The sequence below is a fragment of the Streptomyces sp. NRRL F-5123 genome, from assembly GCF_000721495.1.
GTDB lineage: Bacteria > Actinomycetota > Actinomycetes > Streptomycetales > Streptomycetaceae > Actinacidiphila.
In genome coordinates this window covers 41,630-61,182 of record NZ_JOHY01000042.1, presented here as the reverse complement: position 1 = coordinate 61,182, position 19,553 = coordinate 41,630, and the positions used below count along the sequence as shown (strand labels likewise).

The window sequence follows — 19,553 nt, the reverse complement described above, 5'->3', positions numbered from 1 at the left end:
CGCGGTGCACCGCGTGCCGCGCCCCCCGCGCCGTCCGGCCGTCAGGTCTGCGGCTGCGCCCCGGTGACCTGCTCGCGCAGCTCCTCGGGCGACAGGTACGCGTCGGTGTACTCGAAGTCCCGCAGGGTGGCGGGCTTGCGGGACTGGAAGCCGGTGCGCACGAAATCGTCCCCGGCCGCCGCGTTGAGCAGCCAGTTGGTCATCACCCGGGTCTTGGCGACGTTGGTGCGCAGCGCCGACCAGTGGTAGCCGCGGGCGACGGCCTGCGCGGCCATGCCGCGCAGCTCGATACCCATCGGCTTGGACACCGCGTCGCGGCCGCCGAGGTCGACGACCAGGCCCATGTCCTTGTGCCGGTAGGGCTTGAGCGGCTGGTGCCGCAGGGCCGCGATGACGTTGTCGGCGGCGCGCACGCCCTGCCGCATGGCGTGCTGCGCGGTGGGCGGGCAGACCGCGTCCTCCGCGTCCTTGGTGAGGTCCGGGACGGCCGCGGCGTCGCCGAGGGCGAAGACCCCCTCCCGGCCGGGCACCGTCATCTCGGGGGTGACGACGACGCGGCCGCGCGCGGTCTCCGCGTCCAGCGTGCCGATCAGCGGGCTCGCCGCGACGCCCGCGGTCCAGATGAGGGTGCGGCTGGGCACCACCCGGCCGTCGGTGAAGGTCACCTCGGTCGGCGAGGCCTTGGCGATCGAGGTGCCGAGGGAGATCTCGATGCCGCGGTCGCGCAGGATCCGCTGGGCGCTGGTGCCGAGTTTGTCGCCCAGCTCGGGCATGAGCTTGGGGGCGATGTCGATGAGGTGCCACTTGATGAGCTTCGGGTCGAGCCGCGGGTAGCGGTGCAGCGCGGCGGTCGTCAGCCGCTGCAGGCAGGCCGCGGTCTCGGTGCCGGCGTAGCCGCCGCCGACGACGACGAACTGCAGACGCGACTCGCGCTCCGCGGGGTCGTGGGAGGCGTCGGCGAGGTCCAGCTGCGCGATGACGTGGTCGCGTACGTACGCGGCCTCGGCGAGCGTCTTCATCCCGCGGGCGTTGTCGACCAGGCCGGGGATGTCGAAGGTGCGGGTGATGCTGCCGGGAGCGAGGACGAGGTAGTCGTAGGGCTCGTTGAACATCTCGTCCGTTATCGTCCGCACCACGCAGACCTTGGCCGCGGTGTCCACGCCGACCGCGCCGCCGGGGATGATCCGGGTGCGGTAGCGCCTGCTGCGGCGCAGCGACACGGCGATCGACTGCGGGGTGAGGATGCCGGAGGCGACCTGCGGCAGCAGGGGCAGGTAGAGCTGGTAGGAGAAGGGCGTCACGAGGGCGATGTCCGCCTCGTCCCGGCCGAGGTTGCGCTCCAGTCTGCGGACGCAGCCCACTCCGGCGAAGCCGGCTCCCACCACGAGGATCCTGGGTCGTGCCACGATGTCCGTCCCTTCTGGGGCTGCGTGCGGTCCGGTTCCGCCTTCCCGCCGCCGGCGGCTTCGCACCTCCTCCTGTCCTACCGCGGCGTCCCCGCCCCCGCCAGCCGGGAGGCCCCGGGCGGAGGGCGCGGCGGGCCGGGACGTACGGGGGCCGGACGGGACGCTTCCGGGCGGGGTCCGTTCGGAGCGGGGGCCACTACGATGCAGGTGCTCTCGCACGGTTCGCCCTCGTTGTCCTCCGGGGCCGCGGACAAGCCCCGGGACCCCCACGTCCGGAGGTAGACATGCGCAGCACGCACCATCGGTTACGGAATTCCGGCATCGTCGCGGCCGTCGCCCTGCTGGGCGGCGCGATCGGGACGTCGTCCGCGGCGGCGGCCCAGGTCGACCCGCTCCCGATCCGGCCGCACCAGACCTTCGTCGGCCAGGTCAACGGCGCCACGATCGGCGCCGTGATCCAGGTCGGCTGCTTCGGCCCGGTGAGCGGCACCTCGACCGGCCACCCGATGGCCGGTCAGTCGGTGTCGGTCCAGCTGGTGTCCGGGTCGACCCCGGCCCAGGCCCGGGTCGGCTACACCGGCGAGTCCGCCGACCACGTCCTGGTCGCCTTCGGGAACCCGACCTCGGCGGCGCCGGCCACCGAGATCAAGGCGTACGGCGTGAAGGTTGCGATCCCGCAGGACCTGAACCTGCCCTGCTACGGCACCGGCACGGTGGGCTTCGTGCCCGCGCCGACGAGCGCGACCGCGCAGCCCGCGACCGTCGACGTCACGTACGTCAGCGTGGGCGCGACCCCCGCGGGCTGAGCTCGGCGGCGGCGCCCGCCGCGGCCGGGTCCGCGACGGCGGAACGGGCGACGACGCGGCCCGGGCGGCGGGCGCCGCCGCGCTCCAGCACCATCGACGCCGCCGCCAGCAGCACCGCGACGCCGGCCAGGCCGACGCCGACCCAGTTGGCGGCGGTGTAGCCGTGGCCGGCCGAGATGACCAGCCCGCCGAGCCAGGCGGCGAGCGCGTTGCCGAGGTTGAAGGCGCCGATGTTGGCGGCCGAGGCGAGCGTCGGTGCCCCGGCGGCCTGGTCGAGCACCCGCTTCTGCAGCGGCGGGGTGGTGGCGAAGCCGAGCGCGCCGACGGCGAAGACGGTGACGGCCGCGGCGGCCTGGTGGTGCGCGGTCACGGTGAAGGCGGCGAGCACCGCGGCCAGGCCGCCGAGCGCGGTGAGCAGCGCGGGCATCAGCCGCCGGTCGGCGAGCCTGCCGCCGGCCAGGTTGCCGACGACCATGCCGAGGCCGAGCAGCACCAGCAGCCAGGTCACGCCGCCGTCGGAGAAGCCGGCGACGTCCGTCATCATCGGCGCCAGGTAGGTGATGGCGGCGAAGACCCCGCCGAAGCCGAAGACGGTCGTGCCGAGCGCGAGCAGCACCTGCGCGTTGCGGAAGACGGCGAGCTCGTGCCGCAGGCTCACGCCCTCCGGGCGCGGCAGGTCGGGCACCAGTCGGGCGACGCCGAGCAGGCCGGCCACCCCGAGGACGGCGACGACCAGGAAGGTGACCCGCCAGCCGGCGCCCTGGCCGACGAGGGTGCCGAGCGGCACTCCGACGACGTTGGCGACGGTCAGCCCGGTGAACATCATCGCGATCGCGCCGGCCCGCCGGGCGGGCGCGACCAGCTCGGCGGCGACGACCGAGCCGATGCCGAAGAAGGCGCCGTGCGCGAGCGAGGTGATCACCCGCCCGGCCAGCAGCACCCCGAAGTCGGGGGCGGCGGCCGAGACCAGGTTGCCGACCGTGAACAGCGCCATGAGCAGCATCAGCATCCGCTTGCGGGCGATACGCGTGCCCAGCGCCGTCATGACCGGCGCCCCGGCGACGACGCCGAGCGCGTACCCCGTGACGGCCAGGCCCGCGGTCGGGACCGAGACGTCGAAGGCGTCGGAGATCTGCGGCAGCAGCCCGATGGGGACGAATTCCGTGGTGCCGATCCCGAAGGCCCCGATGGCCAGGGCCAGCAGCGCGAGAGGCATGAGAGGCAACCCTTCCGGTAGTCCCGTGGCCCCGCGGCTCCGCCGCCGCAGGGCGCGGCAGCACGTTGCCCGCATGGGCCCGTAACAAGCGTCGACAATAATTGCAGACGCGGATTAATTGCAAGCGCGTTAGAGTGGGGCCAGTGCGCACGGCAGCGGAGCCGGGCGCCGGACCGCCCGCACCGGGCCAGGAGGAGCGATGACCGCCACGGATCCGGCCATGACCGCACTCGCCGGCGGGTGGTGCGCGCTGTCCCTGCTGCACGGCCGGATCGAGGCGCACATCGAGCGTGCGCTGCAGGCCGACCACGAGCTGAGCGTCCGGGAGTTCTCGCTGCTGGACGTGCTCAGCCGGCAGCACGACGGCGAGGGCGGCCATCTGCAGATGAAGCAGGTCGCCGACGCGGTGGTGCTCAGCCAGTCCGCGACGACCCGGCTGGTCACCCGGCTGGAGGAGCGCGGGCTGCTGTCGCGCTACCTGTGCCCGACCGACCGGCGCGGTATCTACACCGACGTCACGGCGGCCGGCGCCGAACTGCTCGACGCCGCCCGTCCGACCAACAACGCGGCCCTGCGCGAGGCCCTCGACCAGGCCGCCCAGGACCCGCGGCTCGCCCCGCTGGTCAGCGCCGTCGAACACCTCGCCGACCCGGTCGGCGCCTGACACCCCCGCCCCGCCCGCGGCCGGCGCGGGTACGGTACGAGCGGGGCCGCGGCCCGGCGTCCGGCCGGTGGCGCGCCCCGCAGGACACCGGTGGGACCGGACACGACAGCAGCGGGAGGACGCCGTGCGGATCGCGGTCTTCGGCAGCACCGGCGCGACCGGGCGCCAGGTGGTCGCCCAGGCACTGGCCGCCGGCCACGAGGTGACCGCCTTCGTGCGCGACCCGGCCAAGGCGCCGCCCGCGCACTCCGGGCTGACGATCACCGTCGGGCAGGTGACGTCCGACCAGGACGCGGTGACCGCCGCGGTCGCCGGCACCGACGCCGTGGTGGTCACGCTGGGCACCGCGCGCACCTGGCAGGGCCTGCGCGCGCCCGCCCTGATGGCCGAGGCGGCGCCGCGGATCGTGGCGGCGATGCGCGCCGCGGAGGTCTCCCGGGTGGTCTGGCTGTCCGGCCTCGGCGTCGGCGACACGCTCGGGGAGGTCCCACCGCTGCCGCGGCTCGGCTACCGGCTGCTGCTCGGCCGGGTCTACGCCGACAAGGCCGCGGGCGAACGGGTACTGCGCGACAGCGGCCTGGACTGGACGCTGGTCTACCCGGTGATGCTCACCAACGGCGCCCACACCCGCCGCTACCGGCACGGCGAGAAGCTCGCGCTCCACGGGATGCCGACCGTCTCCCGGGCCGACGTCGCCGACTTCCTGCTGGGCCGGGCCGTCTCCGGCGACTACCTGCACAAGGTCGCGGTGGTCGCGGACTGAGCGACCCGGCGGGTCCGGCCGTGAACCGGGCGGCCCGCGGGGGGAGTTACGATCGTCCCTCCGCGGGTGCCGCTTCGGCGCCCGGTCAGCGGTGACGGCGGATTCGGGAAGGCGGCGGCGGCCCGCGATGAAGGTGGTTGTCTTCGGTGCCTCCGGCATGATCGGGCACGGGGCGCTGCGCGCCGCGCTGCTGGACGGCGGCGTGACCGAGGTGGTCGCGGTGGGGCGCGCCCCGCTGGGCGTCGACCACCCCAAGCTGCGCGAGGTCGCGCACGCCGACTTCACCGACCTGTCCCCGGTCGCGGCCGAGCTGGCCGGCGCGGACGCCTGCTTCTACTGCCTGGGGGTCTCCACCAGCGGCCACAGCGCCGAGGTCTACCGCCGGGTCAGCTACGACTTCCCGCTCGCCGCCGCGCGCCTGCTGTCGGCCGGCAACCCCGAGCTGGCCTTCACCTACGTCTCGGGCGCCGGCACCGACAGCACCGAGCAGGGCCGGGTGGCCTGGGCCAGGGTCAAGGGCCGCACCGAGAACGCACTGCTGGCCCTGGACATGCGCGCGTACATGTTCCGCCCCGGCTGGATCCGCCCGGTGGACGGCGCCGTCTCCCGCACCCCGCTCTACCGCACCGTCTACCGGCTGACCTCGTGGCTCTACCCGCTGGCGCACCGGCTGGCACCGGACCGGGTCACCACCACCGCGCTGCTGGGCCGGTCGATGCTGGCGGCCGTCCGGCTGGAGGGCGCGGGCCCGCACATCCTCTCCACCCGGGACATCAACCGGCTCGGCGCCTGAGCGCCGCGCGTCCCGCCCGGACGGCGGGCGGCCGTTCGGCGAGTCGGGCGGTCTTCCGGGGCGCTGGACATACCCGGCGCGGTCAGCGGGCACAAGCAGGGTCATGACCGAGATCGGCCTTCCCGACGGCATCCGTGCCTGCCTCTTCGACCTCGACGGTGTCCTCACCCCGACGGCGCTGGTGCACGCCGCCGCCTGGAAGGACACCTTCGACGCGGTGCTGCGCACCATCGAGGGCCCGGACTTCCAGCCCTTCGACGCGACCACGGACTACGACACCTACGTCGACGGCCGGCCGCGCGCGGACGGGGTGCGCAGCTTCCTGTCCTCGCGCGGCATCGAGCTGCCCGAGGGCGAGGAGGACGACCCGCCCGAGCTGAACACCGTGCATGGCGTCGGCAACCGCAAGAACGTGCTGGTGCTGGACAAGATCCGGGAGGAGGGCGTCGAGCCCTACCCCGGCTCGGTGCGCTACCTGGAGGCGGTGCGCGCCGCGGGGCTGCGCACCGCGGTGGTCTCCTCCTCCGCCAACTGCCGGGACGTGCTGGTCGCCGCCGGGATCGAGCAGCTGCTCGACGTGCGCATCGACGGCAACGTGGCCCGCGAGCGGGGCCTGCGCGGAAAGCCCAAACCGGACACCTACCTGGAGGCGGCGAGCGACCTGGGCTGCGGCCCGGACGAGTCCGCGGTCTTCGAGGACGCACTGGTCGGCATGGACGCCGGGCGCGCCGGGCGGTTCGGCCGGGTGGTGGGCGTGGACCGCACGGGGCAGGCCGAGGAGCTGCGCCGGCACGGCGCCGACACGGTCGTCACCGACCTCGCCGAACTGCTGGAGCCCGCCAGGTGATCACCGACCCGGCCTACGAGGTCTCACCCTGGAGCCTGCGCGAGCTGGAGCTCAACCTCGACCTGCTGCCGCAGAGCGAGTCGGTGTTCGCACTGTCCAACGGCCACATCGGCTGGCGCGGCAACCTCGACGAGGGCGAGCCCAACGGCCTGCCCGGCACGTACCTCAACGGGCTGCACGAGCTGCACCCGCTGCCGTACGCCGAGGCCGGCTACGGCTACCCGGAGTCCGGGCAGACGGTCATCAACGTCACCAACGGCAAGCTGATCCGGCTGCTGGTCGACGACGAGCCGTTCGACCTGCGCTACGGCACGGTCCGCTCGCACGTGCGGGAGCTGGACCTGCGGGCCGGGGTGCTGCGCCGGGAGTGCGAGTGGGTCTCCCCCGCCGGGCGCGCGGTGCGGGTGCGCTCGACCCGGATGGTGTCCTTCCGGCAGCGCGCGGTCGCCGCCATCGCCTACGAGGTCGAGCCGCTGGACGGCGAGGTGCGGCTGGTGGTGCAGTCGGAGCTGGCGGCCAACGAGGAGGTGCCGCACTCCCCCGGCGACCCGCGGGTGTCGGCCGCGCTGTCCTCGCCGCTGCAGAGCGAGGAGCACGGCGCCGCGGGCACCCGGCTGCGGCTGGTGCACTCCACCACCCGCAGCAGGCTGCGGGTCGCGGTGGCCGCCGACCACCGGGTGGAGGGCCCGGCGGGCACCACACAGGTGTCCGCGGACTCCGCCGACGACGTCAGCCGGCTGACCGTCACCTCGGTGGTGGGCGCCGGGCAGGCGCTGCGGCTGGAGAAGTTCGTCGCCTACGGGTGGTCGGCGACCCGCTCGCTGCCGGCGCTGCGCGACCAGGCGGACGCGGCGCTGGTGGGCGCCCGGGACACCGGCTGGAAGGGGCTGCTGGACCAGCAGCGGGCGTACATGGACGACTTCTGGGAGCGCGCCGACGTCGAGGTGGACGGCGACACCGAGATCCAGCAGGCGGTGCGCTTCGCGCTCTTCCACGTGCTCCAAGTCGGCGCGCGGGCCGAGGAGCGGGCCCTCCCCGCCAAGGGCCTGACCGGCTCCGGCTACGACGGCCACACCTTCTGGGACGCCGAGACGTTCGTGCTGCCGCTGCTGACGTACACCTCGCCGCGGGCCGCCGCCGAGGTGCTGAGATGGCGGCGCAACACCCTGCCGACCGCGAAGGAGCGGGCCCGCCAACTGGGCCTCGCGGGCGCGGCCTTCCCGTGGCGGACGATCAACGGCGAGGAGGCGTCCGGCTACTGGCCGGCCGGCACCGCCGCCTTCCACGTCAACGCCGACATCGCCGACGCGGTCGTGCGCTACGTCGCCGTCACCGGGGACGAGGCGTTCGAGCGCGACACCGGGCTCGAACTCCTCGTCGAGACCGCCCGGTTGTGGCGCTCGCTGGGCCACCACGACCACGCGGGCGCCTTCCACATCGACGGCGTGACCGGGCCCGACGAGTACAGCGCGATCAGCGACGACAACGCCTACACCAACCTCATGGCGCAGGCGAACCTGGAGGCCGCCGCGGACGCCGCCGAGCGGCATCCGCGGCACGCCGCCGAGTTCGGCGTGACCGACGAGGAGACCGCCGCCTGGCGGGACGCGGCCGCCGCGATGACGCTGCCCTTCGACGACGGCCTCGGGGTGCACGAGCAGTCGGCGGGCTACACCCGCCACCAGGTCTGGGACTTCGCGGGCACCCCCGAGGACCACTACCCGCTGATGCTGCACTACCCGTACTTCGACCTCTACCGCAAGCAGGTCGTCAAGCAGGCCGACCTGGTGCTGGCGATGTACCTGCGCGGGGACGCCTTCACGCTGGAGCAGAAGGCCCGCAACTTCGCCTACTACGAGCCGCTGACGGTCCGCGACTCGTCGCTGTCGGCCTACTGCCAGTCGGTGCTCGCCGCCGAGGTCGGGCATCTGCAACTGGCGTACGACTACCTGGGCGAGTCGGCGATGATCGACCTGGAGGACCTGGAGAACAACGCCCGCGACGGGCTGCACATCGCAGCGCTGGCCGGCACCTGGACGGCCCTGGTGGCCGGGCTCGGCGGCATGCGGCTCTTCGACGGCGGCCGGCTGCGTTTCGCGCCCCGGCTGCCGGAGACCCTCAGCCGCATCTCCTTCCGGCTGCTCTTCCGCGGCCGCCGACTGCGGGTGGAGGTCGGCCGCAACACCGCCACGTACACCCTGGCGGCCGGCGAGCCGCTCCAGCTGGTCCACTACGGCGTGGAGTTCACCCTCACCACGGACAAGCCCGCCGAGCACGACCTGCCCACCCCCGAGCACCGCCCACCGCCCGCCCAACCGCCCGGCCGCGCCCCGCTGCGCCGCCCGCAGCACCCGAAGTAGCCGCGCGGGGCGGGCTCCCGCCCGTACCGAAGCGGTGACGCGCGCGCGGACCGGGTGACAGACTGGCCGGGTGCGCGACTACGACCTACTGGTGATCGGTTCGGGCCCCGGCGGGCAGAAGGCGGCCATCGCGGCCGCGAAACTCGGCAGGCGGGCGGCCCTGGTGGACCGCACCGACCGGCTCGGCGGGGTGTCCCTGCACACCGGCACGATCCCGTCCAAGACGCTACGCGAGGCGGTGCTCTACCTCACCGGTCTCAACCAGCGGGATCTGTACGGGCAGAGCTACCGGCTCAAGGAGGACATCACCGTCGCCGACCTGACGGCCAGGACGCAACACGTCGTCGGCCGCGAGGTGGACGTGGTGCGCAGCCAGCTGTCCCGCAACCGCATCACGGTGCTGGACGGCACCGGGCGCTTCCTGGACGAGCACACCGTGGCCGTGACCGACGCGGGCGGCCAGGAGCGCGTGGTGACCGCCGACCGCGTCGTCATCGCCACGGGAACGCGGCCGGCCCGCCCGGCGAGCGTGGAGTTCGACGACCGCACGGTGATGGACTCCGACAGCGTGCTGCGCATGGAGCGGGTGCCGCGCTCCATGGTGATCGTCGGCGCCGGGGTGATCGGCATGGAGTACGCCTCGATGTTCGCCGCGCTGGGCAGCCGGATCACGGTCGTCGAGCAGCGCGAGGGCATGCTGGACTTCTGCGACGCCGAGATCGTCGAGGCGCTGCGCTACCACCTGCGCGACCTCGGGGTGACCTTCCGTTTCGGCGAGACCGTCGCGGCCGTGGAGCGGCACGAGAACGGCACCCTGACGGTGCTGGCGAGCGGCAAGAAGATCGCGGCCGACGCCGTCATGTACTCCGCGGGGCGGCAGGGCCTCACCGACGAGCTGGCCCTGGACCGGGCGGGCCTGGCCGCGGACAAGCGCGGCCGGCTCGCGGTGGACGAGCACTACCGCACCGCGGTGCCGCACATCTACGCGGTCGGCGACGTCATAGGCTTCCCCGCGCTCGCCGCGACCTCGATGGAGCAGGGCCGCTGCGCGGCCTACCACGCCTTCGGCGAGCCGGTGCACGCGCTCGCCGACCTCCAGCCGATCGGCATCTACACGATCCCGGAGATCAGCTTCGTCGGCCGCACCGAGGACGAGCTCACCGATGCCTCGGTCCCCTTCGAGGTGGGCGTCTCGCGCTACCGCGAGCTGGCCCGCGGCCAGATCATCGGCGACGCGCACGGCATGCTCAAGCTGCTGGTGTCCCCGCAGGACCGGCGGCTGCTGGGGGTGCACTGCTTCGGCACCGGCGCGACCGAGCTGATCCACATCGGGCACGCCGTGATGGGCTGCGGCGGCACGGTGGACTACCTGGTCGACGCCGTCTTCAACTACCCGACGCTGGCGGAGTCGTACAAGGTGGCGGCGCTCGACGTCACCAACCGCATGCGGCAGATCGACCGGCTCGGCGACTGACGCGCGGCCCGGCGCCCTCCCCGGATTTCCCGGTCCCCGCCCGGGCATTGACAACGACGGTCGCCGTGTCAAATATGGGAGCGCTCCCACGCACCGCACCGCGCACACCCCCCACGTCACGCCTCGCGAAGGTGAGAGACCGTTGCGTCCAGGCATTGCGAAAAGCTCGGCACATCCGCGCAGACGGCTCGCCGCCTGCGCCTCCGCGCTGGCGCTCGGCGCCGCGCTGCTCGCCGGCGGTGGCACCGCGCTGGCCGATCCCGGCGACCCGGCCGCGCAGCCCGTCGGCGTCACGGTGAACGCCGCCGAGGGCCAGGGCACCATTCCGGCCACCGCCTACGGCCTCAACAGCGCGGTGTGGGACTCCCAGATGAACGTCCCCGAGGTCCAGAACCTGCTGTCGGCCGCGAACATCGGCATGCTGCGCTACCCCGGTGGCTCCTACGGCGACATCTACCACTGGGTCGACAACACCGCCCCCGGCGGCTACGTCGCGCCCGGCACCGACTTCGACGCCTTCATGGGCACCGTCAAGAAGATCGGCGCCCAGCCCATCCTGATCGCCAACTACGGATCCGGCACCCCGAAGGAGGCCGCGGACTGGGTGCGCTACGCCAACGTCACCAAGGGCTACGGCGCGAAATTCTGGGAGGTCGGCAACGAGCTGTACGGCAACAGCCACTACGGCGGCAACTGGGAGACCGACAACCACGCCGACACCTCGCCGACGGCCTACGGGAACAACGTCGCCGACTACGTCACCGCGATGAAGGCCGTCGACCCCACGGTCAAGGTCGGCGCGGTCCTGACGCTGCCCGGCAACTGGCCGGACGGCGTGATGGCGGGCAGCGAGACGTCGGACTGGAACCACACGGTGATCCCGCTGATCGCCGGCAAGGCCGACTTCGTCATCGTCCACTGGTACCCGGGCGGCTCGGACGCGGCCGGGATGCTCAACACCCCCTCCCAGCTGGCGGGCGAGCTGGCCCAGCTGCACGACCAGCTCGCCGAGAACGGCGCGGCGGACATGCCGGTCGCACTGACCGAGCTGAACTCCAACGTCTTCGAGGACACCCAGCCCAACGCCCTGTTCGGCGCCGACGCGTACCTGACGGCGCTGCAGAACGGCGTCTTCACCGTCGACTGGTGGGACACCCACAACGGGCCCGGCTCGATCAGCACCGCCCCGGACGGCGCGACGGACTTCAACGACTACGGGATCCTCTCCAGCGGCACCTGCGTCGGTGACGTGTGCGAGCCGCCGCTCAACACGCCCTTCGCGCCTTACCACGCCATCTCGATGCTCAGCCACCTCGGCACGCCGGGCGACCAGCTCATCGGGGCGGCCAGCGGCAGCCCGCTGGTTGCGGCGCACGCGGTGCACCGCAAGAACGGCGACCTGAGCGTCATGCTCATCAACAAGGACCCGGCCAACGCGCAGACCGTGGCCCTGGACTACCGGAACTTCGTCCCGGACGGGTCGACGGCGACCGTCGACACCTTCCGCGACCAGGCCTCGTCGATCGACAGCACCACCGCTCCCGCCACCGGGAGCTGGACGCTGCCGCCGTACTCGATCACCACGGTCACCGTGCACCCGAAGGCCGGCACCGGCTCGGCCCTCAGCGCACCGGGCGCGCCGAAGGTCACCGCGGCGGACGCCACGAACGCGACGGTCAGCTGGACGCCGTCGACCGGCGGCAAGGCCGACCGCTACGAGGTCTACCGGCAGATCGGCGCCAACAGCGAGCTGGTGGCGACCTCGACCGGCACCTCGGCGACCGTCCACAACCTGGTGCCCGGCAGCACCGGCACCTGGAACATCCTGGCCAGGGACGCCAACGGGCACCTGTCGCGGCCCTCGGACCCGCTCACCGTCCGCACCGGCACCCCGCAGGACTCCACCTGCAAGGTGTCGTACGATCTGACGGCAGGCTGGGGCAGCGGCTTCAACGCCAACGTGACGGTCACGAACACCGGACCGGCGACCATCAACGGCTGGACGCTCGCCTTCTCCTTCCCGAGCAGCGGTGAAACGGTCAGCGGCTTCTGGAACGCCAACCTGAAGTCCGAGGGCAGCCATGTGACGGCGACCCCGGTCGACTGGAACGCCACGCTCGCCCCGAACGGCGGCAACTCGGCGACCTTCGGCTTCACCGGCGCGAACAACGGCGCCTACCAGCCGCCGACGGTCTTCACCCTCAACGGGACGGTCTGCACCACGGTGTGACATCCTGCCCACCGGACTGCCTGCCGCACCCGGCGCCTGTCAGGGGCGCCGGGCGCGGCAGGCGCTTTTCCCGCCCCCTTCACGCCCTTCACGGCAGGCGCCGTCCGCCGCTCCAGGCCAGCAGCCGCTCCGCGCTCCAGGTGGTGACGACGCGCTCGGCCGGGATCCCGGCCTCCTCGGCGCGCGCGCAGCCGTAGGCCTGCCAGCCGAGCTGGCCGGGGGCGTGGGCGTCGCTGTCGATCGCGAAGAGCACGCCGGCGTCCCTGGCGAGCGCGAGCAGCCGACGCGGCGGGTCGAGCCGCTGCGGGCTGCTGTTGATCTCCACCGCGGTGCCGGCCGCGGCGCACGCGGCGAAGACCGCCTCGGCGTCGTACGAGGACTCCGGGCGGGTCCGGCGCTCGCCGACGAGCCGGCCCGTGCAGTGACCGAGCACGTCCACCAACGGGTTGCCGACCGCGGCGAGCAGCCGGCGGGTGAAGGCGGGCGCGGCCATCCGCAGCTCGGAGTGCACCGAGGCGACGACGACGTCCAGCCGGCCGAGCAGCTCGTCGTCCTGGTCGAGTGAGCCGTCCGGGAGGATGTCGCACTCGATGCCCGTCAGCAGCCGGAAGGGCGCGGGCCCCCGGGCGAGGCGCCCGTTCAGCTCGGCGACGGTGTCGAGCTGGCGGCGCAGCCGGTCGGCGGTCAGCCCGTGGGCGACGCGCAGCCGCGGCGAGTGGTCGGTGAGCACCGCCCACTCGTGCCCGGCGGCACGGGCTGCGTCCGCCATCACCGCGATCGGGCTGTTGCCGTCGGACCAGTCGGAGTGCAGGTGGCAGTCGCCGCGCAGCGCCGCGCACAGGGCGGCGCCACCGGAGACGGGCGGGCCGCCGTGGTCGCGTTCGAGGTCGGCGAGGTAGCCGGGGGTGCGTCCCTGCGCGGCCTCGGCGAGCACGGTGCCCGTAGTGCTGCCGATGCCCTTGAGGTCGGTGAAGCGGCGGGCCGCCGTACGCCGCTCCAGCTCGCCGGGCGGCAGGGCGGCCAGCACGGCGGCGGCGTTGCGGAACGCGCGGATGCGGTAGACGGGCGCGTCGGCGCGTTCCAGCAGGAAGGCGATCCGCTCCAGTGCCTCGATCGGCTCCATGGACACCCGTTTCCCGGCCCGGCCCCGCGCGTAACGGCGGGGCGCGGCGGGTCACACGTTCGCGTCCGCCCGGGACGGGGCGGCGGCCGCCGTCAGACGTTGGGCACGTGCAGGGCGTCCCAGGTCTCCTTGCCGGGAGGCCATTTCAGGGCCGAGCCGGTCCAGCCCTTGTGGTGCTCGGTGTTGTACTTGCGCTGCCAGGCCTCGTAGGAGGCGACGTCGCCGGAGCCGATGACGTCCTTGTCGGCCGTGCTCCGGTAGTGGTTGCAGCCGACCGCGACCAGCCGGTCGTGCATCGCCGCCACGACGGGCGAGCGGCGCCCGGTGGTGAACCAGGCGGTGCCCGGGAAGGGCTCGTACCGCGGTGCCGGGGCGCTCCTGCCCGCCCAGGCGTGCAGGGCGGCGCGGTCGGCGAAGCTCCCGACGTTGCGGTCCAGGCCGCCCGCCTCGCTGTACTGGTGGAAGAGCCAGGGGTGCTCGACGCGGGGGTGGCCCTTGGGCGCCGAGGGGTCGGCGATCCACAGGCCGTCGGCGCAGTAGGACGTGCTGTCGCGATGGAGCCAGAAGTCGCGGTTGCAGTAGAGGACCACGCGGTGCTCGGGCGCTTTGGCCTTGACGTGGCGCAGCCAGGCGTCCTTGTCGGCGCCGGACACGCCGGTGTCCTCCCAGTCGAAGGCCAGGAAATCCCCGGCCTTCGCCCCGGCGTGCGCGAGGAAGTAGTCGGCCTGGGCGCTCACCGAGCCGGGCCGGGCGAAGTGGTAGTGGCCGACGACCAGGCCGTGCTCGCGGGCGGTGGCGACCTGCCCGGCGTGCTTCGGATTGGTGTAGCTCGACCCCTCGGTGGCCTTGACGACGACGAAGTCCAGGCCGCTGGTGCTGTAGTCGCTGCTCTGGTAGGAGGCGACGTCGATGCCGTTGACCGTCACGGCGGTCCCTTTCCGTGCTCGTGCGCTGGTGGTGCGGTGGTGCGGTGGTGCGGGGCTCTCGGGGGCTGGGGGCTCGGGTCGGGGCCGGCGCGGTCGCCGATCCGGGGGCGGTCAGTGCACGGGGCCGACGTCGAAGGTGTCGCCGCAGACGACGGGGTTGTTCGTGGCCAGCGTCATGGACTGGGTCGATCCCGGCGGGTAGACCATGATCAGGGTGGGCGTCCGCCAGCAGCCGCCGTCCCTGACCCCCTGGTTGAGGGTGTGCAGGTCGGCCTCGACGGTCTGGCCCGGGGCGATCCGCACCGCGGCCGCCGTCACCGTCTGCCGCGTCGCGGCCTTGCCGATGACGCTGCCGTCGCCCCGCAGCAGGGACACGCCGGGGAAGCCGTTGAGGGTGCAGCTGTGCCCGGTGGTGTTGGTGAAGTCCAGCGGGAAGTAGATGTTGCCGGCGCCCGGGTCGCCGCGCCCCAGTGTCATCTTGAGGTCGGTGACGGTGCAGCGGGCCGCGGCCTGCTGCTGCGTACCGCCGGAGGAGCCCGAGGAACCGGCGGCCCCTGCCGTCGCCGGGGGCTCGGTGGTGCCCGCCGGGGGCTCCGGGGCGGTCGTGGCCTGACCGGCGGAGGCGCCGTCGGTGGGCGTCGCCGCGCCGGACGTGGTGGCCGGGGCGGAGTGCGTGCCGTTGCCGTCCGCGGTGGGACCGGCGGCCGAGCCGTCGCCGCCGCCGTTGCAGCCGGCGGCCGCGGCGGACAGCAGCGCCACCGCCGCGGCGGTGAGAACGGCCGGACGGCGCCGCGACCGCGGCCGCGACCGGTCCGCCGTCGCGGAGTGAGAGGACGAGTTAGCCATACTGCTCGGTTTCTCACGCCAGGCCCGCTTCGAACCTCGTCCGGCCCGATTGTTGCCGTTTCCGCACATTGTCACCGTGCGGAACAGCGGAAACGGCACACCCGTACGGCCCGCGTACACACGGGCGAACCGGGCCGCACGCCCCGCCGCCGCGCCCGCGCCGGTCGCGGTCAGTCGCGTTCGCCGCGCCGCTTGCGGACCTGCCACACCACCAGCGCCGCCACCACGACCACGGCGACCACGATCGCCACCGCGGTCCCCGCCGTCTTCTCGACGCGCTTGTAGGCATTTCCGGCGAAGTAGCCCAGCAGGGTGAAGCCGACACCCCACACCAGCCCGCCCATCGCGTTGAAGAGCAGGAACGTCGGATAGCGCATCCGCGAGATGCCGGCGAGCGCGGGCATCATGGCGCGGAAGAAGGCGATGAAGCGCCCGAGGAAGACCGCGGCGGGGCCCCGCCTGCGGATGAGGTCCCGCGCCTGGTCGATCCGCTCGCGGTGTCCGCGCAGCGTCCTGACCTCCAGGATGCGCGGCCCGTACCGCCGCCCGATCTCGTAGCCGACCGAATCCCCCGCGACAGCGGCCAGCACGACCACGGCGGCCAGCCAGTACACCGAGACCCGTCCCTCGTTGGCGATCACCCCGCCCAGCACCACGGCGGTCTCGCCGGGCAGCACGAAACCGAAGAAGAGCGCGTCCTCGCAGAAGACGAGGGCTCCCACGACGGCGTAGACGGCGGGGCCGGACAAGCGCGAAAGCCAGTCGGTGATGGAGTGCATGGAGGAAGCCTTCCCCCGCGCGGCCGCCCGTCTGCACCGCGGTGTGCGCGAACCGGGGCGTCCCGGCCACCGCGGATCCGCGAGGCCGGCAGAGCGTGGGGCAGCCGGGCGCGGGCGGTTGTCCGGGGGTGCGGGCGGTTGTCGGGGGGTGTTCCGGGGGGGTGAAAGGCACGTTGGGCGCGCATTCACGCACTCCTCACCGGAAATTACCTCCCCGGGCCGCAACGGGACGGGCCGCCGGCTCGTCCAATGGGTACGGGCACGTGGCAGGAGGCGGGACCTATGGCGGGGGCGGGGACGCAGGGCCTACGGCGGGCCGGCGCGGCGGGGGCGGCGGTCGCGGCCGTGCTGGTGTGGCTGCCGGGGGCGGCGCAGGCGGCGCCGGGCGACCCGCCCGGCGGGTGGACGCTGCCCACTTTCACCGCGCAGCCGGCCGCGACGGACTACGCCGACCGCACGGTCACGCTGGCCGGGCGGCTGGAGCGGGGCGGCCGCGAGGGCGGCGGCCCGCAGGAGCCCGCGGCGGGCGCGACGGTGGACCTCGTCGCCGGGGATCCGTCCGGCGCCGGCGCGCAACTGCTGGGCACCGTGACGACCGGCCCGGGCGGCGCCTTCCGGCTGCCGGACGCGACGATCGGCCTGCGCCCGGCGGACGCGGGCCCGGGGCCGTGGACCGTGCCGGTGCACGCGCTGCACCGTACGCCCGGCCCCGGTGGGGGCGCGTACGGCTCATGGGACGCCGAGGCGGAGGTGGACGTCACGGCGGTGCCCAGTGCCGTACGGCTGACGGCCGCCTACACGCTGGGCGCCCCGGCCGCCCAGGGCCGTACGGTCACGGCCGCAGGCCTCGTCGAGCGGGCCGCGGACGGCGGCTGGCTCCCGGTCGCGGGCGTGCCGGTGCGGATCGGCTACCTGCCGGCCGGCGGCTCAGCACCCGTGGCCCGTACGGTACGCACCGGGGCCGACGGGCGCTTCGCCGCGGACGTCACGGCGACCGCGACGGGGACGGCGTCCACCTCCCTGGCGGCGGCGGAGGACCCCTACCTCGACGCGAGCGGCGCCGCGCCGCAGACCCTCCAGGTCCAGGTGGCGCCTCCCGACCCGGCGACGGCCACGGACGCACCCACGACCCCGCCGCACCGCGCGGCACCGGCGGCGCGCCACCGCACCGCGGCGGCCACCGCGACCGCGGCCGCCCGCAGGTCCGACGCCGCCCCGGTCCCCTCGCCGACCGCGCCGGGGGCCACCCAGCAGCCCGGCAGCCTCGCGATGACCGGCTCCGGCGGCTTCACCCGCGCGGCGTTCCTGACCGGCGGCAGCACCCTGATCGCCGCGGGCCTGCTGCTGGCGGTGGCCCGTCGCCGCATCGCCCGCGCGGCGGGCTGAGAAGGCGCCCCCTCGGCCGGCACCGTGGCGGGCTCAGCCACCGTAGAGCTGCCGGTAGGAGGGGAAGTCGCCGCCCGGACCCGTGACGGGCTCGGCAGCCAGCACGGCGTTGCGGATCGCGCGGGCGAGGGTGTCGGCGCCCGCGGCGAAGATCGCGTCGAGGGCGCCGGCAGCGAGGTGGACGCCGAAGGCCGGGTCGGCGGCGGGCTCGCCGTGCGGGAGGAGCGGGCGGGCGCCGGTGGCCACGGCGAAGACGGTGTCGCCGTCGGAGAGCAGGTGCACCGGGCGGATGGCGCGGGCCAGCCCGTCGTGGGCCGTTCCGGCGAGCTTGTGGGCCTGGGAGCGGGAGAGGTCCGCATCGGTGGCGACGACCGCGAGGGTGGTGTTCAGCGGACCGGCCGCCCGCCCGGCGTTCCGCGCGGCCGCGGCGGCCAGGCGTTCGCGCGCCCGTTCCCGTACGCCCTGCGGGACGGGCGGCGCGCCCGGGGCCGCGGCCCAGAGCAGGCCGGTGGCCGGGTCGACGGCGGAGCCCGCCGCGTTGACGACCGCGAGGGCCGCCACGGTGACGCCGGAGGGCAGGACGGTGCTCGCGGTGCCGGTGCCGCCCTTGAGGCCGCCGACGACCGCGCCCGTCCCGGCGCCGGCGGCGCCCTGCGGCACAGGGGCGCCCTGCGGGGACGCGGCGGCGGCCGTGGCGGCTGCCCGGCCCATCGCGGCGTCCGGGCGGGCGTGCCAGTCGCCGCCGCGTCCGAGGTCGAAGAGCGCGGCTGCGGGCACCACCGGCACGACACGCCCGGGCCCGCCGACGGGGAAGCCGCGGCCCTGCTCCTCCAGCCAGGCCGCGACACCCGAGGCCGCGTCGAGGCCGAAGGCGCTGCCGCCGGCCAGCACGACGGCCTCGATCCGCGGGACGATGTTGCGGGGGTCGAGCGCGTCGGTCTCCCGGGTGCCGGGGCCGCCGCCGCGGACGTCGACCGCGGTCACCGCGCCGCCGGGCGGGGCCAGGACGACGGTGACGCCGGTGAGCCAGCCGTCACCGGTGCGCTGCGCGTGGCCGACCCGCAGCCCGGCCACGTCGGTGAGCGCGTCGGCCGCGCCGGGTGCCGTTCGGTCCTCCAGGTCCTCCATGGGGCTCCCTCCTCCGCGCCGGGCGGGCGTCAGGTCCTGCCGTCCTGGCCGGTGCCGTCGGGCCGCGCGCCCGGGACGTCGTGCGCGTCCAGTGCGGCCAGGAAGGCGGCGACGTCCGCGGGCGTGACGAGCGCGCGCACCCGGCGTCCGGTGTCCAGCATCACGCCCTCGCTCTTGCGCATCCGGCCCGGGTCGAGGCTCGCCCACACCGTCCAGCCGGCGGTGCCCCACATCCGGAACTGCCCGGTCATCGGGCCGAGCCGGACCCGCTTCGCCGCGGCGAGCGAGCCGTAGGGGATCTTCTTGGTGCCCCAGGGGAAGTAGTAGCCGCGGATGCGTATCGCGTCGTCGGTGCAGCGGATCCAGGTGTCCCGGTAGGTCGCGGTCATGGCTCCAGTCTCCTCCGGGATGCGGGCCGGCAGAAGGCCCCGCCCCCGGAGGAGTCGCTTCCCGTGCTGGTCAGTGGCCCGAGGTGGCCTTGAGGCCGACGACGGCGGCTATCAGCAGGGCGACGAAGAAGATCCGCGCGGCGGTCGTGGGCTCGCCCAGCAGCAGCATCCCGGCGACGGCGGCGCCCGCCGCGCCGATGCCGACCCAGACGCCGTACGCCGTGCCGATGGGCAGCGTGCGGGCCGCCTGCGCGAGCAGGACCATGCTGGCGGCGATGCCCGCGCCGGTGGCCACGCTGGGCCACAGCCGGGTGAAGCCGTCGGTGTATTTCATACCGACCGACCAGACGACCTCGAGCAGGCCTGCGACGACAAGAAGGACCCATGCCATGACGGCACCTCCGTGATCGGGGATTT

At 74.4% G+C, this 19,553-nt stretch carries 18 protein-coding genes; 9 read left to right on the top strand and 9 right to left on the bottom strand.

The window, feature by feature from the left end:
• Nucleotides 1–41: 41 nt before the first annotated feature.
• On the bottom strand, nucleotides 42–1,406 hold the full coding sequence (locus tag IH54_RS0127470) for an NAD(P)/FAD-dependent oxidoreductase (protein ID WP_031521789.1): 1,365 nt from the start codon (nucleotides 1,404–1,406) through the stop codon (nucleotides 42–44).
• 284 nt (nucleotides 1,407–1,690) lie between these two features.
• Here IH54_RS0127470 and IH54_RS0127465 point away from each other — a divergent pair, with 284 nt between their 5' ends.
• Nucleotides 1,691–2,212: a hypothetical protein gene (locus tag IH54_RS0127465; protein WP_031521787.1), complete on the top strand. Its 522-nt coding sequence runs from the start codon at nucleotides 1,691–1,693 to the stop codon at nucleotides 2,210–2,212.
• Here IH54_RS0127465 and IH54_RS0127460 read toward each other — a convergent pair.
• Nucleotides 2,184–3,428: an MFS transporter gene (locus IH54_RS0127460; RefSeq protein ID WP_052397930.1), complete on the bottom strand. Its 1,245-nt coding sequence runs from the start codon at nucleotides 3,426–3,428 to the stop codon at nucleotides 2,184–2,186. The two genes, IH54_RS0127465 and IH54_RS0127460, sit on opposite strands and share 29 nt — an antisense overlap.
• Nucleotides 3,429–3,627: 199 nt before the next feature.
• Between IH54_RS0127460 and IH54_RS0127455 the strand changes: the two genes are divergently transcribed.
• The 7 genes from IH54_RS0127455 (at nucleotide 3,628) to IH54_RS0127425 (ending at nucleotide 12,559) form a co-directional block, all read left to right on the top strand.
• Nucleotides 3,628–4,092 (top strand): MarR family winged helix-turn-helix transcriptional regulator, encoded by a 465-nt coding sequence (locus IH54_RS0127455; protein WP_031521784.1) that lies wholly within the window; start codon nucleotides 3,628–3,630, stop codon nucleotides 4,090–4,092.
• 124 nt (nucleotides 4,093–4,216) lie between these two features.
• Nucleotides 4,217–4,855: an NAD(P)-dependent oxidoreductase gene (locus IH54_RS0127450; protein ID WP_031521781.1), complete on the top strand. Its 639-nt coding sequence runs from the start codon at nucleotides 4,217–4,219 to the stop codon at nucleotides 4,853–4,855.
• A 127-nt stretch (nucleotides 4,856–4,982) separates the two neighbouring features.
• Nucleotides 4,983–5,648, top strand: a complete 666-nt coding sequence (locus IH54_RS0127445; protein ID WP_031521780.1) for an epimerase — start codon at nucleotides 4,983–4,985, stop codon at nucleotides 5,646–5,648.
• A gap of 103 nt (nucleotides 5,649–5,751) precedes the next feature.
• Entirely contained in the window at nucleotides 5,752–6,495 is a 744-nt protein-coding gene (locus IH54_RS0127440) for an HAD family hydrolase (RefSeq protein ID WP_031521777.1), read from the top strand.
• A complete protein-coding gene (locus tag IH54_RS0127435; RefSeq protein WP_031521775.1) occupies nucleotides 6,492–8,855 on the top strand; it encodes a glycoside hydrolase family 65 protein in 2,364 nt (787 codons plus the stop codon). The genes IH54_RS0127440 and IH54_RS0127435 overlap by 4 nt, the downstream gene beginning before the upstream one ends.
• 70 nt (nucleotides 8,856–8,925) lie before the next feature.
• Entirely contained in the window at nucleotides 8,926–10,329 is a 1,404-nt protein-coding gene (sthA, locus tag IH54_RS0127430; RefSeq protein WP_031521773.1) for a Si-specific NAD(P)(+) transhydrogenase, read from the top strand.
• A 142-nt stretch (nucleotides 10,330–10,471) separates the two neighbouring features.
• Nucleotides 10,472–12,559: a cellulose binding domain-containing protein gene (locus IH54_RS0127425; RefSeq protein ID WP_234343919.1), complete on the top strand. Its 2,088-nt coding sequence runs from the start codon at nucleotides 10,472–10,474 to the stop codon at nucleotides 12,557–12,559.
• 88 nt (nucleotides 12,560–12,647) lie between these two features.
• On the opposite strand, the gene IH54_RS0127420 is transcribed toward IH54_RS0127425, so the two are convergent.
• The 4 genes from IH54_RS0127420 to IH54_RS0127405 all read right to left on the bottom strand — a co-directional run bounded on the left by IH54_RS0127420 (nucleotide 12,648) and on the right by IH54_RS0127405 (nucleotide 16,233).
• Nucleotides 12,648–13,682: a PHP domain-containing protein gene (locus tag IH54_RS0127420; protein WP_031521768.1), complete on the bottom strand. Its 1,035-nt coding sequence runs from the start codon at nucleotides 13,680–13,682 to the stop codon at nucleotides 12,648–12,650.
• A 92-nt stretch (nucleotides 13,683–13,774) separates the two neighbouring features.
• Nucleotides 13,775–14,608 carry a GH25 family lysozyme gene (locus tag IH54_RS0127415; RefSeq protein WP_031521765.1) on the bottom strand — a complete coding sequence of 278 codons (834 nt, stop codon included), beginning with the start codon at nucleotides 14,606–14,608 and terminating at the stop codon, nucleotides 13,775–13,777.
• Nucleotides 14,609–14,719: 111 nt separating this feature from the next.
• Nucleotides 14,720–15,454, bottom strand: a complete 735-nt coding sequence (locus IH54_RS0127410) for a DUF4232 domain-containing protein (RefSeq protein ID WP_078862560.1) — start codon at nucleotides 15,452–15,454, stop codon at nucleotides 14,720–14,722.
• Nucleotides 15,455–15,624: 170 nt separating this feature from the next.
• On the bottom strand, nucleotides 15,625–16,233 hold the full coding sequence (locus tag IH54_RS0127405; protein WP_031521759.1) for a DedA family protein: 609 nt from the start codon (nucleotides 16,231–16,233) through the stop codon (nucleotides 15,625–15,627).
• A gap of 282 nt (nucleotides 16,234–16,515) precedes the next feature.
• Here IH54_RS0127405 and IH54_RS0127400 point away from each other — a divergent pair, with 282 nt between their 5' ends.
• The gene (locus IH54_RS0127400) at nucleotides 16,516–17,619 is read left to right on the top strand and encodes a hypothetical protein (RefSeq protein ID WP_031521756.1); all 1,104 of its coding nucleotides are present in this window, start codon (nucleotides 16,516–16,518) and stop codon (nucleotides 17,617–17,619) included.
• Between the two features lie 33 nt (nucleotides 17,620–17,652).
• On the opposite strand, the gene IH54_RS0127395 is transcribed toward IH54_RS0127400, so the two are convergent.
• The 3 genes from IH54_RS0127395 to IH54_RS0127385 form a co-directional block, all read right to left on the bottom strand.
• Complete coding sequence (locus IH54_RS0127395) at nucleotides 17,653–18,747, bottom strand: P1 family peptidase (protein WP_031521754.1); 1,095 nt, start codon at nucleotides 18,745–18,747, stop codon at nucleotides 17,653–17,655.
• Nucleotides 18,748–18,776: 29 nt separating this feature from the next.
• On the bottom strand, nucleotides 18,777–19,136 hold the full coding sequence (locus IH54_RS0127390; RefSeq protein ID WP_052397929.1) for a hypothetical protein: 360 nt from the start codon (nucleotides 19,134–19,136) through the stop codon (nucleotides 18,777–18,779).
• 70 nt (nucleotides 19,137–19,206) lie between these two features.
• Entirely contained in the window at nucleotides 19,207–19,527 is a 321-nt protein-coding gene (locus IH54_RS0127385; protein WP_031521750.1) for a DMT family transporter, read from the bottom strand.
• Nucleotides 19,528–19,553 lie beyond the last annotated feature (26 nt).

What these genes read in the sequence shown, in the direction of transcription:
- IH54_RS0127400 (WP_031521756.1), top strand. Translation starts at nt 16,516, where the DNA reads ATGGCGGGGGCGGGGACGCAGGGCCTACGGCGGGCCGGCGCGGCGGGG.
- IH54_RS0127465 (WP_031521787.1), top strand. Translation starts at nt 1,691, where the DNA reads ATGCGCAGCACGCACCATCGGTTACGGAATTCCGGCATCGTCGCGGCC.
- IH54_RS0127385 (WP_031521750.1), bottom strand. Translation starts at nt 19,527, where the DNA reads ATGGCATGGGTCCTTCTTGTCGTCGCAGGCCTGCTCGAGGTCGTCTGG.
- IH54_RS0127455 (WP_031521784.1), top strand. Translation starts at nt 3,628, where the DNA reads ATGACCGCCACGGATCCGGCCATGACCGCACTCGCCGGCGGGTGGTGC.
- IH54_RS0127395 (WP_031521754.1), bottom strand. Translation starts at nt 18,747, where the DNA reads ATGGAGGACCTGGAGGACCGAACGGCACCCGGCGCGGCCGACGCGCTC.
- IH54_RS0127460 (WP_052397930.1), bottom strand. Translation starts at nt 3,428, where the DNA reads ATGCCTCTCGCGCTGCTGGCCCTGGCCATCGGGGCCTTCGGGATCGGC.
- IH54_RS0127440 (WP_031521777.1), top strand. Translation starts at nt 5,752, where the DNA reads ATGACCGAGATCGGCCTTCCCGACGGCATCCGTGCCTGCCTCTTCGAC.
- IH54_RS0127420 (WP_031521768.1), bottom strand. Translation starts at nt 13,682, where the DNA reads ATGGAGCCGATCGAGGCACTGGAGCGGATCGCCTTCCTGCTGGAACGC.
- IH54_RS0127405 (WP_031521759.1), bottom strand. Translation starts at nt 16,233, where the DNA reads ATGCACTCCATCACCGACTGGCTTTCGCGCTTGTCCGGCCCCGCCGTC.
- IH54_RS0127445 (WP_031521780.1), top strand. Translation starts at nt 4,983, where the DNA reads ATGAAGGTGGTTGTCTTCGGTGCCTCCGGCATGATCGGGCACGGGGCG.
- IH54_RS0127390 (WP_052397929.1), bottom strand. Translation starts at nt 19,136, where the DNA reads ATGACCGCGACCTACCGGGACACCTGGATCCGCTGCACCGACGACGCG.
- IH54_RS0127410 (WP_078862560.1), bottom strand. Translation starts at nt 15,454, where the DNA reads ATGGCTAACTCGTCCTCTCACTCCGCGACGGCGGACCGGTCGCGGCCG.